At 40.8% G+C, this 16,166-nt stretch carries 17 protein-coding genes; 4 read left to right on the top strand and 13 right to left on the bottom strand.

What is annotated here, in order from left to right; all coding sequences use genetic code 11:
- Window positions 1–44 precede the first annotated feature (44 nt).
- The 5 genes from HMPREF9010_RS08950 to HMPREF9010_RS08970 form a co-directional block, all read right to left on the bottom strand.
- The gene (locus HMPREF9010_RS08950; RefSeq protein ID WP_004307025.1) at window positions 45–251 is read right to left on the bottom strand and encodes a hypothetical protein; all 207 of its coding nucleotides are present in this window, start codon (window positions 249–251) and stop codon (window positions 45–47) included.
- A 52-nt stretch (window positions 252–303) separates the two neighbouring features.
- Window positions 304–789 carry a cold shock domain-containing protein gene (locus HMPREF9010_RS08955; RefSeq protein ID WP_004307024.1) on the bottom strand — a complete coding sequence of 162 codons (486 nt, stop codon included), beginning with the start codon at window positions 787–789 and terminating at the stop codon, window positions 304–306.
- 53 nt (window positions 790–842) lie between these two features.
- Complete coding sequence (locus HMPREF9010_RS08960; protein ID WP_004296138.1) at window positions 843–1,967, bottom strand: DEAD/DEAH box helicase; 1,125 nt, start codon at window positions 1,965–1,967, stop codon at window positions 843–845.
- An 89-nt stretch (window positions 1,968–2,056) separates the two neighbouring features.
- Window positions 2,057–3,130 carry an NAD(P)H-dependent flavin oxidoreductase gene (locus HMPREF9010_RS08965; protein WP_008649897.1) on the bottom strand — a complete coding sequence of 358 codons (1,074 nt, stop codon included), beginning with the start codon at window positions 3,128–3,130 and terminating at the stop codon, window positions 2,057–2,059.
- A 371-nt stretch (window positions 3,131–3,501) separates the two neighbouring features.
- The gene (locus tag HMPREF9010_RS08970; RefSeq protein WP_004296140.1) at window positions 3,502–3,801 is read right to left on the bottom strand and encodes an RNA recognition motif domain-containing protein; all 300 of its coding nucleotides are present in this window, start codon (window positions 3,799–3,801) and stop codon (window positions 3,502–3,504) included.
- Window positions 3,802–4,116: 315 nt separating this feature from the next.
- Between HMPREF9010_RS08970 and ung the strand changes: the two genes are divergently transcribed.
- Both ung and HMPREF9010_RS08980 read left to right on the top strand, forming a co-directional pair.
- Window positions 4,117–4,779, top strand: coding sequence for a uracil-DNA glycosylase (ung, locus tag HMPREF9010_RS08975; protein WP_008649895.1), 663 nt, complete (start codon window positions 4,117–4,119; stop codon window positions 4,777–4,779).
- Window positions 4,780–4,826: 47 nt separating this feature from the next.
- A complete protein-coding gene (locus HMPREF9010_RS08980) occupies window positions 4,827–5,600 on the top strand; it encodes a LuxR C-terminal-related transcriptional regulator (RefSeq protein WP_008649894.1) in 774 nt (257 codons plus the stop codon).
- Window positions 5,601–5,637: 37 nt separating this feature from the next.
- On the opposite strand, the gene HMPREF9010_RS08985 is transcribed toward HMPREF9010_RS08980, so the two are convergent.
- Window positions 5,638–6,222: a hypothetical protein gene (locus tag HMPREF9010_RS08985; RefSeq protein WP_008649892.1), complete on the bottom strand. Its 585-nt coding sequence runs from the start codon at window positions 6,220–6,222 to the stop codon at window positions 5,638–5,640.
- A gap of 138 nt (window positions 6,223–6,360) precedes the next feature.
- Between HMPREF9010_RS08985 and HMPREF9010_RS08990 the strand changes: the two genes are divergently transcribed.
- Window positions 6,361–8,424, top strand: a complete 2,064-nt coding sequence (locus HMPREF9010_RS08990) for a HelD family protein (protein WP_008649890.1) — start codon at window positions 6,361–6,363, stop codon at window positions 8,422–8,424.
- A gap of 87 nt (window positions 8,425–8,511) precedes the next feature.
- Window positions 8,512–8,808, top strand: coding sequence for a DUF1905 domain-containing protein (locus HMPREF9010_RS08995; RefSeq protein ID WP_008026284.1), 297 nt, complete (start codon window positions 8,512–8,514; stop codon window positions 8,806–8,808).
- Window positions 8,809–8,899: 91 nt separating this feature from the next.
- Here the strand turns inward: HMPREF9010_RS08995 and HMPREF9010_RS09000 are convergent, their stop codons facing one another.
- From HMPREF9010_RS09000 to HMPREF9010_RS09030, 7 genes are all read right to left on the bottom strand, one after another.
- On the bottom strand, window positions 8,900–10,456 hold the full coding sequence (locus HMPREF9010_RS09000) for an ATP-binding protein (protein ID WP_032852791.1): 1,557 nt from the start codon (window positions 10,454–10,456) through the stop codon (window positions 8,900–8,902).
- Window positions 10,457–10,604: 148 nt separating this feature from the next.
- Window positions 10,605–11,525 (bottom strand): N-acetylmuramoyl-L-alanine amidase, encoded by a 921-nt coding sequence (locus HMPREF9010_RS09005; protein WP_008649885.1) that lies wholly within the window; start codon window positions 11,523–11,525, stop codon window positions 10,605–10,607.
- A gap of 30 nt (window positions 11,526–11,555) precedes the next feature.
- Window positions 11,556–11,906 (bottom strand): hypothetical protein, encoded by a 351-nt coding sequence (locus tag HMPREF9010_RS09010; RefSeq protein ID WP_008649883.1) that lies wholly within the window; start codon window positions 11,904–11,906, stop codon window positions 11,556–11,558.
- A gap of 175 nt (window positions 11,907–12,081) precedes the next feature.
- Entirely contained in the window at window positions 12,082–13,488 is a 1,407-nt protein-coding gene (ltrA, locus tag HMPREF9010_RS09015; protein ID WP_008649881.1) for a group II intron reverse transcriptase/maturase, read from the bottom strand.
- A gap of 426 nt (window positions 13,489–13,914) precedes the next feature.
- Window positions 13,915–14,433, bottom strand: coding sequence for an HU family DNA-binding protein (locus HMPREF9010_RS09020; RefSeq protein ID WP_004296149.1), 519 nt, complete (start codon window positions 14,431–14,433; stop codon window positions 13,915–13,917).
- A gap of 539 nt (window positions 14,434–14,972) precedes the next feature.
- On the bottom strand, window positions 14,973–15,632 hold the full coding sequence (locus HMPREF9010_RS09025) for an MIP family channel protein (RefSeq protein WP_004327178.1): 660 nt from the start codon (window positions 15,630–15,632) through the stop codon (window positions 14,973–14,975).
- Between the two features lie 75 nt (window positions 15,633–15,707).
- Window positions 15,708–16,112 carry a hypothetical protein gene (locus HMPREF9010_RS09030; RefSeq protein WP_008649874.1) on the bottom strand — a complete coding sequence of 135 codons (405 nt, stop codon included), beginning with the start codon at window positions 16,110–16,112 and terminating at the stop codon, window positions 15,708–15,710.
- Window positions 16,113–16,166 lie beyond the last annotated feature (54 nt).

Raw genomic sequence — 16,166 nt, 5'->3', positions numbered from 1 at the left:
AGTTCAAGGGATTTTTTATTCCTCGTATTGCAATTTGCAACCGCCTATACTTTAGAACTATGCAGTTTTTTATAAATCTCCACACGAGCATCTATTTCTGCTTGAGTCAAATGCGCAGGAAGTTCAATGGTAGTCCGCGGAGTTATTGCTACCAATACCATATCTCCCAAACCCTTTTTATACTCTTTAATAACATTTTCAGTAAACTGACTGGATGAAATAACATCACGCATTATATTACCTTTTTTCATATCTCTAATTATTTTGTTTTTTATTTTACACACAAGCAGAATATACACTTCCCTATACAGGTTTAGATTGAGCTAAATCTTCCGATGTAGATTTGTTTTCCAAAGAGATATTGATCGCATTCATGCCTTTCACTCCACGCTCAAGGTCAAATGTTACGATATTATTTTCTGCAATATTGCCAATGACATTGTTTACATGAAAAAAGTATTTCTCAACACCTGAAAGGTCTTTAATAAAGCCAAATCCTCTTGACTCATTAAAAAACTCAACCCGTCCTCTCAAGATCGTCGGCTCCTCTTCTTCCTTTTTAGGAGTTGCTATAATTATTTCATCCGGATTAATTTCTTCCTTCTTTATATCCTCTGTCGGAGGAGTCGAAGTTATCATTCCGTTCTCATCTACATAGGCAATCATATCCTCAAAGCTATTTGAGCTGCCCGATAATTTCTTGCTTTCTTTCTTTTTCAGTTTTTCTTCTCGTTTAGCGAGTCTTTTCTTTTCATTTTCACGTTTACCAACTGTCATGGATTTTGCCATAGAATTTATATTTAGTTTTATATTAATTTTAAAGAGATTGTTATTTGTTGATTTCAAATAGTATAACTGGCTTTATTCAGCTTCTTACCCGTCAGTTTCTGAATATCATTAACGAGTTTACGCTCTTCCTGCGAGCAGAATGTCAGTGCTGTCCCTGTATTCCCGGCTCTTCCGGTACGTCCGATACGATGCACATACGTTTCCGGCACATCAGGAAGATCATAGTTGATAACTAAAGGAAGTTCGTTAATATCGATACCTCTGGCTGCAATATCAGTAGCCACCATCACACGTGTTTTGCCCGACTTGAAATTGCCCAAAGCCAACTGCCGCGCTGCCTGACTTTTATTTCCATGAATCGCCTGGCTACCAATTCCCGCCTTGCCCAGTATCTTTACGATCTTATCAGCATTATGCTTCGTACGTGAAAATACCAACACCGACTGATCTTCTGATTTTTGCAAAATCGAAACCAGTAAAAGACTCTTTTCCTTTTTCTCTACGAAATAAACCATCTGTTCAATAGCATCCACAGTCGATGATTTCGGAGTTATGCTGATTCGTACAGGATTCTTCAACAAAGAATTCGTTAAAGAAATAATTGTATCAGGCATTGTAGCGGAGAAGAATAAAGTCTGTTTTTCTTTCGGAAGTTTCGGTAATATCCGCTTGATATCATGAATAAATCCCATATCAAGCATGCGGTCTGCTTCATCAAGTACAAAATATTGTATCTTATCCAGATGGATATGCCCCTGATTCATCAAGTCAAGCAAACGTCCCGGTGTAGCAACCAGGATATCAATTCCTTTGTGTAACATGTCAACTTGAGGACGTTGATTTACTCCGCCAAAAATAACCCCATGCCGCACTTGGGTATATTTGGCATAATCATTAATGCATTCACTTATTTGCAAGGCAAGCTCACGGGTGGGCGTCAAAATCAACGCTTTAATCCCCCGGCACTTGGCTGCCTCTTTATTCATTTGCAAATGTTGTATAATGGGAATAGCAAACGAAGCAGTTTTACCTGTTCCCGTTTGCGCACAGCCTAATATATCTCTTTTTGCTAATGCAGCCGGAATTGCCTCTCCCTGAATGGGAGTGGGCACTGCATATCCTTTTTCTTCAATAGCTTTTAAAATCGGTTCGGTTATATTTAATTCTTTAAATGTCATAATTGTTATTTTTGCTGTATCAAAACAGCTATTAATTTATATTGTAAAGGGACTGACAAACTCCATCATGGGAATGAAAATCCCGTAGGTTAAGCCAGTTTATGGGTTGCCAAGAAAAACTCGCGCTCTAGTGTACTCATTACTTCTTTTACACTACTGATTTTTTCAGCGAGAAAAGCATTGCTACCGGCAAAAGCATAGCCTTTTTTCATATTTCCTTTGGCTGCATTATATAAAGCCTTAATAATGCAATAAGGGCTTTTTGTATAATCACATGTTTTGATACAATGGAATGAGCAACTCTTAGGCCTCTCCAGTCCACTATTCACATTGTGAATAAATTCCCCGTCAATAGCTCGTCCTGGCATTCCCACAGGACTTTCAATAATAAGAACATCTTCGGACTTGGAGTGAATATATACTTCCTTGAACGTCTCGGACGCGTCACATTCCTGGGTGGTAACAAATATACTTCCCATTTGTACCCCTGCAGCTCCCAGTTCCATAAAATGTGCAATATCTTCCCCCGTCGAAATGCCGCCGGCGGCAATCACCGGAATCTGTTTCTGTTCTTTATAACTGGATGCAATCATTACCACTTCCGGAATCAAAGTTTCCAAAGCATAATGCTGATCCTGTAATTGTTCTTTTTTGAATCCTAAATGCCCACCGGCTTTAGGCCCCTCCACCACGATTGCATCGGGCAGATAATTATAGTTCTTCTGCCATTTATCGCAGATGATTTTGGCTGCTCGTGAAGAAGATACAATAGGCACTAGCTTGGTTGTACTCTCCGGAGTCAGATATGAAGGCAGGTCGAGTGGAAGCCCGGCACCGGAAAATACCACATCAATCTTTTCCTCGATTGCGGTGCGCACCATATCCGCATAATTCGATAAAGCAACCATGACGTTTACGCCAATAATACCTTTTGTTTTCGCACGTGCTTTCCGGATTTCCTCTTTCAGCCCGTTAATACATTTTTCAGGATAAGTACCTTTCCCTTTGGGGTATAACAAACCTAAACCTGCGCATGATATAACGCCTACTCCTCCTTCGTTTGCTACTGCCGAAGCCAAACCCGAGAGCGAGATACCTACTCCCATTCCACCTTGTATTACAGGTGTTTTTATCTCAATATTTCCTATAAAGAATGATTTCATATATTTTATTTTGCTTTAGAGCAATTGAACAAGATAAACAGTGTGAGCACACTTTATTCAAGCGCTCAAGATTGGCCCTGTCATTGACTATTTGCCTTGTTGGGTGTAATTTATTAAACCTTTACTCCTGACTTTTTCAAGAGTATTGTGTATTACAAAAAAGTCTAATAAATCTATTTTCAGAATGGAAAGTGCAGGAGTAGATATTCCTGATATTGCACAGAAAAAGAGCCAGAATTAGCAGAACTTAAATGTAATATGATTTTTTGTCTTCCCCTGTGTCAATCAGAAGATTCCTCCGTTGAATCATGAAACGGAAATAACTTATTAAATAAAAGCAGAAGATAATATCTTCTGCTTTTATTCGGATATTAATATCTTCTAGAGTTATTATAACCACCACGGCCACCACCGTTAGACGGTCTTTCAGTACGAGGACGTGCCACGCTTACTGAAATAACTTTCTGGTCGTATTCAACTCCATTCAGTTCGTCAATTGCTTTTTGTCCTTCTGTATCATTCGGCATTTCTACGAAAGCAAATCCTCTGGATCTACCAGTTTCTCTGTCAAAAATTACTTTAGCTGAAGAAACTTCTCCAAACTCTGCAAATAAATTTGTTAAGTCAGCATCATTAGTGCCATAGCTTAAACCTGAAATGTAAATGTTCATTTAAAATTTTATTAAAATAAATACTAATTTGGAGTGAGGAGGATAATTAAAGACAAGGACTGCTTGCTAATAAAATATTATAAAGAAGAACTATACGATAATGATTCGTAACTCAAACTCTTGGTACAAAGGTAACACAATAAATCAGAATAATACATTTATACCCGTTCTTTTTCGGAAGAAAGACGATAATTATCATTTATTAGCACACAATTCATCCTAAATCGGCGAGATACACAATTTTGCCTCTCATTCTTGATATTCTCTTGTAATATATCTACTTTTGCCATTACATAAATTATCAAGTCCCACTTTATGGATGTCAGAATAGAACCAAGTTGGAAACAACAATTACAAGAAGAATTTGACAAACCATACTTCGAAAAGTTGGTTACATTCGTCAAAGATGAATATAAACGGGCACACGTCCTCCCTCTTGGACATCAGATTTTTCATATATTCAATTCCTGTCCCTTCGAAAAAGTAAAAGTAGTTATCCTTGGACAGGACCCTTATCCCAATCCCGGACAATATTATGGAGTCTGTTTTTCTGTACCTGATGGAGTAGCTATCCCTGGTTCACTAAGCAACATCTTCAAAGAAATACACCAAGATTTGGGAAAGCCAATTCCAACTTCCGGTAATTTGGATCGTTGGGTAGCTCAAGGTGTATTCCCGCTAAACTCTGTTCTTACTGTACGTGCGCACGAAACCGGTTCTCACCGAAATATGGGCTGGAAAATCTTCACAGACGCAGTTATCAGGAAACTAAGTGAAAAACGGGAGAATTTGATATTTATGCTTTGGGGAAGTTATGCGAAAGAGAAATTATCTTTGATAGATAGCAACAAACATCTGGTACTAACCACTGTTCATCCCTCTCCCCGCTCTGCCGAATATGGTTTCTTCGGTTGCAAGCACTTCAGCAAAGCCAATGCTTTCTTGCATAGTAAGGGAATAGAAGAAATTGATTGGTAAATAAATGATTTCTCAAAACAAACTATCAGTACCCAGAAACATTCGTCATGAATAAATCAAACGATATCACCCGAGAAGAAATGTGGGCCAAGCAATGCTTGTCTGCTACCGATATTGATTACGCTGTGTGGGAACGGGATAAATCCATACTTCACCAACTTTCAAAAATCTGTCACAACTGCACATTTGTTGTCGATGTCTACAAATGCAATTACACGTATGCATCCTCGAATTTCGTTGATTTACTGGGGTATGACAGTCACAAGATAGAAACTTTGGAAAAGCAGGGAGATTATTTAGAATCACGTATTCATCCGGACGACCGTGCGCAACTGGCAGCATTACAGGTCACGTTAAGCCAGTTCATTTACAGTCTGCCTCTCGAACAGCGAAACGACTATTCCAACATTTACAGTTTCCGTATACTCAATGCCAAGCAGCAATATATACGTGTCACTAGCCGACATCAAGTTTTGGAACAAGACCGTAACGGCAAAGCATGGCTCGTAATAGGCAATATGGATATTTCACCCGACCAAAAACATTCCGAAACAGTAGACTGCACTGTCCTAAATCTGAAGAACGGGGAATTCTTCTCTCCTTCCTCTTTGCTAATGCCTTCTTCGCTCAACCTCACTAATCGGGAAATAGAGATATTACGGCTTATTCAAAAAGGGTTGTTAAGTAAAGAGATTGCAGACAAGCTATGTATCAGTATTCACACTGTCAATATTCACCGGCAGAACCTGTTACGCAAATTAGGTGTGCAAAATTCCATCGAAGCCATTCGCTTGGGACAGGAAACCGGACTACTAAGTTAATTAACCCATACACCTTTTCCTGAAGCTACCAGTCTGTCTAAGGCATCCATTCCACCACACCCACCACCGGGTGCAATCTTCTCCATTCCTCAAATTCCGGATAACTACGTACACCATCCTGAATCACAGCTTGATAATACTCCACTCCCATAATTTTTTCCGTATCAGGCGTTTCGTATTTCAATTTCAGGATAGCCAGTCTCATTTCATCTGTCAATACCGCAGAAATGCGTTCGGCCACCCTTTCAAAATAGCCATCATAACGAGAGCCTTCTTGGATATGAATCATATCCATTTGCCAGAGTTCTCCTTCCATATCCTGATACCATGCATGCCACTCTATACACGCTTCTGCTGTATGTAATAAATTCGTATATTCAATCCTCTTTACGGACGTATTTTCCGCCAATTCAGCCATCGCCCGAAAGCTGGCAGACAAATCCAAAGGAGAAGTGTAAATGTGAAAATCAATATCCCGATGTTTCATCAATAATCCTGTACGCAACGAACCTACCAGATTCACTTTGGCACCAATCCCCTCCCATATCCGAACAATACGGGTATCCTCTATAATCTCCCAAGCTTTCTGCTGGTTACGTTTTGCCAATTCAAGAATATTCATCTTTTTCCTTATTAAGTAAGTATGCAAAAATAGGAAAAAGGATACATATATAGCTATAAATAACTATTTAATCCCTTAATGGGTTGAGCTAACTTTGTCCGCAAATTCAATTCTTCACCATACAACTAAAAAGAGATTATGATATTCAATCAAACAGAGAAACAGGAAAAAGAGTATTTACAGCAAGTCATAACCACTATCCATGATACGATTAACACTACCAGTACTTCCGTCAAAGAGCATATAGACACCCTGCAGGAGTACAAGGATTATCTATGGTCGAACAAAGATATCGATCCCCACGAAATCCGTTCCATGCGCGAAAGCATATTAAATCATTTTGTATTAGGTGAAAATGTAATTGACAAACGCAGGCGACTAAGCAAAATACTGGATATCCCCTATTTCGGACGAATCGACTTTCAGGAAAAGAAAGACAAAAGCCAAGTTAGTCCGATCTATATAGGAATACATACTTTCTATGACCTCAATCAAAAAAAGAATCTGATTTACGATTGGCGAGCTCCTATTTCAAGCATGTTCTACGATCATGAATTAGGCGAGGCGTTCTACTCCTCTCCGGCAGGCAAAATTAACGGAGCGATCTCACTCAAACGCCAATATCGTATTCGCAAAGGAAAAATGGAGTATATGATTGAAAGTTCCGTAACTGTTCATGACGATATTCTGCAAAAAGAACTATGTTCCAATGCCGACAATAAAATGAAAAATATCGTCACGACAATTCAGAGGGAACAGAATCAGATCATCCGCAATGAAAACGCTTCTGTACTTATTATACAAGGTGTTGCCGGTTCAGGAAAAACCTCTATCGCGCTCCATCGTATTGCCTACCTGCTTTATGCACAGAAAGGACAGATTTCTTCCAAAGACATATTAATCATCTCCCCCAATAAAGTATTTGCCGATTACATTTCTAATGTACTTCCGGAACTTGGCGAAGAGACCGTTCCCGAAACCAGCATGGAGCAAATTCTGTCGGACGTAATTGACAACAAATATAAACACCAGAATTTCTTCGACCAAGTGACGGAACTATTAGAAAACCCGACACCCGACTTTATCGAACGGATTCAATACAAAGCCTCCTTCGAGTTTATATCACTACTTGACAAATTCATCCTTTACATGGAAAACAACTATTTCAAAGCAACAGACGTAAAACTCACCAAATACATCACCATTCCTGCCGAATTTATTAACGAACAGTTCAAACGATTCCACCGCTATCCCATACGTCAACGATTTGAGACTATGACAGGTTACATTCTGGAAATGATGCAACTACAATATAATCTCACAGTTAGTACTCCGGAGAAAAACCAACTAAAGAAAGAGATAAAAAAGATGTTCGCGGGCAATAACGATCTCCAAATCTATAAAAACTTTTTTGAATGGATCGGAAGACCGGAGATGTTCAAAACACGAAAAAACCGCATACTGGAATATGCGGATTTAGCTCCTTTGGCTTATCTGCATATCGCTTTAAATGGGAACAATGCCCAATCTTACGTCAAACACCTTCTGATAGACGAAATGCAAGACTATTCTCCCATACAATACAAAGTGATTCAAAAACTTTATCCGTGTCGAAAAACAATTCTTGGAGACACTTCCCAATCCGTCAATCCTTATGGTTCTTCCACTGCCAATATGATTCAGAAAGCATTTGCAACAGGAGAAATAATGAAACTTTGCAAAAGCTATCGTTCTACTTTTGAGATCACCAGTTTTGCACAAAAAATTCAACCGAACAATGAATTAGAACCGATTATAAGACATGGGGAACACCCCAAGATTCTTCCATTCAAAAATACAGAAGAGGAAATCCAAGGTATTGCGGATTTAGTAAACTCCTTCAGGAACTCCCATTATACCTCATTAGGGATCATCTGCAAAACAGAATCCCAAGCAAAAGAACTTGTTCAAAAGTTCCAGATATATGCAAACGACATCTCACTTTTATCAAATCAAAGTTCTGCTTATGTGAAAGGGATTATCATCACTTCCGCCCATATGGCGAAAGGACTGGAATTTGACGAAGTAATCATTCCGCAAACAGATGATAAGAACTATCATTCCAATATTGATAAAAGTATGCTTTATGTGGCAGCCACAAGGGCTATGCACAAGCTAACTTTGACTTATTCTGTTTCTTCACCCGGTTGTCGATTCCTGTAATAGAATATAACATCGAAAATTAATTGAGAGAAAAAGAACAACCAATCTCCTATTATTACCTATTTTTGTACAATGAAAAATAAAGGAATGAAATACGAGTTTACCGCAAAAGTATGGAACTACTCATCGACTGTTGGAACGGGCGGTTGGCACATAGCCTGCCTGCCGAAAGAGATGTCCAAAGAAATAAGAGAGAATCTCGGATTCTTAGAGGAAGGCTGGGGACGGTTGAAGATGACGGCCAAAATCGGCAATACCCAATGGGAAACCGCAATCTGGTTTGACACCAAACTTGATACTTATTTACTTCCTCTCAAAGCGGAAATCAGAAAAAAGGAAAAGATCACAACTGATAAAGAAATAGAGATTATGATTTGGATTTAAAACAAACGATAAGAAGAACTACCCGCAAAACAAGAGCCGCTTGAACAATCTCAAACGGCTCCGTAACTCCTTTAACAACATGGTTATCGAGCTAATACAACCACCGGTCTATATTCCTTTTTTCTGCACTGAACTCCACTCCAACTTTAACCAACTCACGCCCGTCTACCTGATAAGGTATCAGATAGCCTTTTTCATCAATCTGCTGCAAAGCCTGTTCGGCAGTACCATTCAGTTTAAATTCAAATACATAAATATACTTCGGAGTTTTCACCACTGCATCCGCCCGTCCGCGGGCACTACGAACCTCTGCTCCGGTAAATTGCCCCATCAGTTTGAAAACTAAATAAAATACAACCTGATAATGTCGTTCGGTCTTTTCATTCAGTTCATAAGGGAAATCTGCGAAGAAAGCCTGCAAGCGGGTAAGAAAAGCATCAACATCACCACTCTCCAATTCACGTACAAATTTACCAAGATAAAAGCCCCGTTCATCATCTACCACTGATGTGTAATAAGGAACCAAAAAATCCATAAATCCATATCGTACTTCATCATTGGGAAATTTCAGCAGGTAGTTTCCAAAACGCTTGTCATACCCCTTTATAGTCAAATAGCCACTCTGATAAATCAACGGAATCGGATTATTAGCATCTACCCTATATTCCATAAACGAAGAAGCATTGGCTTCTACCCCATCAATCAACGTACGCAAATCATACTCACTCTTTTTAAGCAGTTCGACTAAAAAAGTAGGAGTACCGGTTTGGAACCAATAATTACTAAACTTATACCCGTCAAAAACGTTAAGCACACTGAATGGATTGAATACTCCTTCCGCAAACTCACAAAAATGATAACCGTCATATAAAGCCGTCATCTTATTTAATGTTTCTTCACAAGTCAGTTCATTTGTTTCTGCCAATCGATTCAGTTCAGGAGTAAAAGTATCCTCCAATTCTTGTCGTGTAATACCACAAATCGTGGCATACTGCGGCTTCATACTGATATCATTCAGTTGATTCAAATCACTGAACACACTGACTTGCGCAAACTTAGTCACACCGGTAAGGAAAACAAAACGAAGATAACGGTCAGAACTTTTCAGTACACCATAGAAGGCCTTCAATGTCTTACGATAGTCATCAAGCAAAGCGTCATCACCCAATGCCTGCAACAAAGGTTTATCATATTCATCCACCAAGACTACGACTCCACGACCAGACTGTTCACAGGCTCGGCGAATTACACCCGCAAAACGTCCGGAGAGAGTTTCCTCATCCTCCCCTTTGCCATATTTCAGTTCCCATTGCGTCAACTGCCTGCTAAGAATTTCGACTAAAGCCTGGGGAGAATCATATTTTTCCGCGTTTAAATCCAAATGAAATAGCGGATATGTCTTCCATTCCTTTTCCATATCAGCTATGGCCAACCCTTCAAATAATTCTTTCTTACCTTCGAAATAAGCTTCAAAAGTAGAAAGAAGAAGACTCTTGCCGAAACGGCGAGGGCGGCTCAAAAAATAAGGTTTACCTGTGTTAGCTATTCGCCACACAAAAGCAGTCTTATCTACATAGAGATAATTTTCTTCACGAATCTCTGCAAAAGTCTGTATTCCAATAGGAAGTTTACGTAATATCCCGTCCATGATTTTTTCTCTATTTTGATTATTCAAAGATACGCATTTCCATGGGAATACACATACAAACTCCACAAAAAAGTACACAGTTTCACAGACATCACTACCATGACTCCATTTTTCATCAAAACTAGCTCTGTACCAGACTAGCACCATCTCACTTCCTCTTCACTTTGCAAATCCAACACACAATAACCAGAACCAGCAAAATAATTCCGTACCAATACCAACCTCCGGTTGTCCTATTAGTAGTTTTCTCAACTCCCGTTTTAGAAATCTCCTTCTTAGCACTCATATCCGACAAGCTCACAGACTGTAAATCTACTTCTTGAAGCAGTTGTTTCTCATTAACATTTTTCCTATCCACCACAGTCTTCACCACCATCCCAGCCTTCAATCTAAGCGTATCCACAGGAAATACAAACAACACCTGCTCGATATGCTCCTCCACCACCTCCGAATCCTTTTCTGAAGCAACCTTATTTTTAACAAGACTTTTCCCGGAACTACTATTTAAACTTGAATCAACCCTAACTTCACTCTCCCTGTTTATCACCTCTTTCTTACTCCTACATCCCGACAGCAATACAGGCACAACCAAAGCCACCAACAACACAAACAGTAACTCCCTCCCACTCCTCAAAAACTCCTTCACATCAAAACAGGGACAAGCCTTCACATATTCATAAGGTTCAATCACTCCGTCACCATTCAAATCCGGTGAAGTATCCCGATGTCCCAACACTTGGAGAATATTATATTCCCGCTGCAAATCGATAATAATCTGATAAAGTACCCGTTTTTGAGCATTCGTCCGGGTATCTGCCGGACGCCCGTTCTCATCCAATCCGCCGATATAACATATCCCGACACTTCGCTCATTCCAACCCTTACAATGAGCACCGGCCAAAGCGACATCCCGCCCCTTTTCCAATTTCCCATCCAAACGGATCACATAGTGATACCCGATACCGTTGAACCCACGTTCCCGGTGCCAACGGTCAATATCTGTGGCAGTAAAATCCTGTCCGGCTTTCGTAGCCGAACAATGTACTATGATAGAATCTATATTTCTCATGATTATTCATTATTAGTTCAAACGCACCAGTTAATAATCCGAAGGTGGCATACGCTTCACACACCCTCTAATCTCACACTTCTTCACTTCCGACTCCTTCTGTATCAACTCCACTTCATGACATTTATGTATCCAGTCAATCTTCTCTTCCTGCTCCTTGCGAAGTTCAATATAAAGCCCGTCTATCTTCTCGTCACGTTGAGTCAGCCGTTCTTCCAGCCAGTCCACCTTTTTACGGCGATTTTCTTCTTCCATACTGTTCACGGACGCTTCCTCTTTCCGTGCATCCGTCTTACGACAAGTGAGATACCTCACTAACCATTTCACTGCTTCCAAACCACCCATAGCAGTAATAAAAGCAAGGATTGTAGTTATTTGCATATTTATATTTTTACGTAGTTATAAAGAAAGAATGAGGCCGAAGCCCCATTCCATACAAACCAGACAGTTCTCAACGGCTCAATCGAGTAGGAGGAAAACGAATTGGTATTCTTCCTACTTTTTCGTTTTCCGACCTCTCACACCACCGTACGTGCCGTTCGGCATACGGCGGTTCCTATTTTGGGCACCATTTGAGATAGCAGTCCATGAACTCCATATAGCCTGCCTTACGCAATTTATCATTGGACATTACAAAGGTTACTATTGGGCTGTTCGAGACACGCCAATAACCTAGACGAGTGTTTCCCCATTGATATGCCTGCCACTCAGAGACACCGCATTTCTTTAAGTTTGCTACTCGGGTTTTGGCATTCTTCCATGATTTCCAGATACACATGCGAATACGTCGTCTTAGCCATTCGTCGGTTTCAATACAAAGCCTTTTCATTTGTGCAAGGCAGAAGTAGGCAATCCATCCTCTTATGTAATCTTTGAGTTTCTGTTTCCTTTTCTCATATCCCCATCCATTACTCCGACTTGTCAATTCTTTGAGTTTTGATTTCATCTTGTTTTTGGATTTTGAGTGTACAAGTAGAATACAGTCCCCTTTCTTCACATAAAAGGAGTACCCTAAGAACTTTACTCCTTTCACATAAGATACGACCGTCTTTTCATGGTTCACTTTAAGGAAGAGTTTCCCTTCTATGAACAGAGTTATCGATTCCCTTACACGTTTGGCGGCACGTTTGGATTTGCAAAATATCATCGCATCGTCTGCGTAACGGACAAAGGGGTGTCCACGTCTTTCCAGTTCCTTGTCCAATTCATTGAGCATGATATTACTTAACAGAGGACTTAGAGGACCTCCTTGGGGAGTTCCTTCTGTACTCCTCTCGAACATTCCTCGGTTTATTACACCGCTACGAAGATATTTGTGTATCAGACTTATTACCCTTCCATCCTTTATGGTACGGCTGAGTATTTCTATCAGCTTGCTATGACTTACCGTATCGAAAAAGCGTTCAAGGTCGAGGTCGACTACATATATATAACCTTCACTCACTATCTTTTGCGCCTTACGGAGAGCATCATGGCAACCCCTTTTGGGACGGAACCCGTAACTTGTCTTGGAAAACTGACGCTCGTATATCGGCGTCAACACTTGGTTTATGGCTTGTTGCACCAATCGGTCTACCACTGTGGGGATTCCTAAGAGGCGCTTTTTGCCATTGTCCTTTGGTATTTCTACCCTGCGTACAGGGTTGGGACGATAAGTCCCGGACTGCAAAGAGATTATCAGTTCATCCTTATTGGCCTTTAGCCATGGCAATAATTGTTCGCATGACATCTTGTCGATACCGCCACTTCCATTGTTCCTGACTACCGCCTTATAGGCTTTGTTCAGGTTCGATGGACTAAGGATGATTTCCAATAGGTGTTCTTTGTCAAATGGTACTTCCACGATGTTGTCTTCGGTCATCCACATGAAAGTCTGCACTCCCTCATACCATTCGGATTCCATCCTAGCTCTTTGAGGGAAGTCATGAGCTTGGGCTGATGTTTTCTGCATTCTTTCTTTCATTTGGTAACTTTCAATTACTATCGTTTAATTATTAGGTTCGGTCCTTCATGGGAATATCGACAATCCCACTACTATGACCTCTGCTGACTTCTCACGGCAAGCGTTACTCCATACATTTCGTAAAGACAACTATTCTGTATGTCCGTGAGACCTCCTCGGATAAGGGTATTAACTTTCTATCTTATGTCTGCTCCATTTACACCAACCGTTTCCGAATAGCTATAGGGCTTTGGTTTGTTCAGCAACCTTACCCACGGTCATATGCCTTATATGAAGTTTCTGTTCGTCAGACCAGATATTTGCCGCCAGCTTCTTTCAGATTCCAACTCGCGAGGGACACCATTGCTATTGGCTGTATGATTCCCGCTATTAGGGCTCATTGGGGACTTGCATCCGGTAGCTAATAACCATGCCGAGCATACTGAATCAAGCAGCCGGATCCGGTGCTTCACCATTACCACCCGAACCACCATCCGGATCCGGAGTTTCACCCCCATCATCCGAACCGTCACCAACACTACCCAAATCATTAATATGATCCAAATCCTTGAACTTCAATCCATCCGAACGGGTAGTCGTCCCGGTAAACAGACGAATGTCCGAGTTAGCACGAAAACAGATACGAAGCCCTGAAATATTAGCGATCGTAAAATCTTCCGCCTTCTCCGTCCCTTTGCTTTGGGCAGAAAGGTAAAAATATCCCAGACCGGCGATATTCACCGAACGGCCACCCAGCAATGTCTTTCTCAATAACGTACGGAAATCTTTCAATACACTAATCGTTTCACCCTCGCTGACACCGGAAGCAGACGCAATCTCCTTTGCAAACTCATCCAACGTTGCACTCGTATCATACTGATAAGAAATCACCGGATACACTTTCTTTCCTGCTTCTTTATTTGTAGGGTCACACAGGCGAGACACCCTTCTAAATCTAATAGCCATACTACTTTTCTTTTTTAATAAATACTGTTTTAATTATCACTTCGCTAACGTTAACGATGCAAAGATGCAGCATCTTCCACGGAGATGAAACGACACCAAATAACCTCATCAGAAAAGTACTAAAAAGCATTTCAGACATATACAACTGACATAGAGGAACTAAATAAACGACAAGAAAACAACGAAAAGCAAAGAAAAAGCGACAAAACCGATAGCCGGGGAGAATAATAAATAAACAAATATATTCAAACGAATAAATATCATACAAAAAGAGTGCACCTTCTCCCCCACCGGGAAAAAGGTGCACCACACAAACAAAACAAACAATAGTCTACCTTCACAGGCAGAGGAGAACCCATGATTCCATTTTTCCTATGCTACTATTATAAAAAGAAAAAATAGCAGGGGCACGGATTCTCTTGGGGAAATGAGGCGCTTCACAGCGACATAAAGGATATAGGCCATTAAACTCATTTATTATACTATATGGGGAAAACCTACATCTTTTTCTATTCTCACAAAAACATGAAATGAAACAATTAATTTCCTTTTATTGTTTTCCAGACAGGCACTGCTACCACCGCACCGACAATCGGAGCCACAATAAACAACCAAAGCTGGCTAATAGCCTCCACTCCGGCAAACAATGCCGGACCAATGCTACGGGCAGGATTAACTGATGTCCCCGTAACGGGAATACATACAATATGCACCAGTACCAAAGTCAATCCGATAGCCAGTCCGGCAAAATGAGGACTGCTATTATCCCGGTCGGTAGTGCCCAATACAGTCAGCACGAAGATGAACGTAAACACCGCCTCGGCCACAAATGCAGCCAGCAGATACGGTTCTTCAAAACCGTTGGCTCCCGTACCTTCTATCCCCATTGTACCGGTAATCAACCACAGCAATGCAGAGCCAAGTATTCCGCCCGTCACTTGCGCTACGATATACACACCGGCTTCCATTACCGACAGTCCGCCATTCAGCCAAACGCCGATGGTGATGGCCGGATTGATATGACAGCCCGAAACAGGACCGATTGTGTACGCCATTGCCACCACCGACAAACCGAACGCGAAAGCAATCGTCAACACCGCGGCTACCGATGTCGCGCCGCCATTCAATACAGCAGCGCCGCATCCCATTAAGACAAGCACCATAGTGCCCACCATTTCAGCTATAAATTTCGTTTTCATAATCTACTTTTTTCTATTCAATTACAAGATATTCAACTATAAGATTTTCAATTCTCTCCAATCATTCAGTTCTCTCTAATCATCCTCCCATTCCGAAGGCGGCAACGACTTCTTCCCATACCATTTCATCCAGGCACGAGATTTCCGCTTTCTCAAATAAAGCGCATCGCTACAATGCTCCAACGCTTCCCAGTCAAATGAAGAATGGTGTCCGAACCACCTCTCCAGCCAGTAAAGCAGATGATAACTCATGAACGCAAGCAACATCCACCACCACGAAAGCCAGACGGATAGCACCAATGCAGGCAATAATGCCAAGAAGAAACATTCCGTATACTGTCGCGCATGAATCTGAAGTTCCATCTCCTCCCACCCTTCCAAATATTTAAACCGGGTGAAACAACAACCGAAAATCATAAAATAATGCCTTTTCTTCCTGTTCAGGAAAGTTTTCGCCAACAGACTATTATATATTATCATATCCTTCTCTTCATTTTAAAAAAAGCAACATTGCAAAGAACCATCCAACTACCG

The organism is Bacteroides sp. 3_1_23 (assembly GCF_000162555.1).
Classification (GTDB): Bacteria; Bacteroidota; Bacteroidia; order Bacteroidales; family Bacteroidaceae; genus Bacteroides; species Bacteroides ovatus.
Note: the sequence above shows the minus strand (reverse complement) of the source record. Positions and strands in the feature narration are given on the sequence as shown.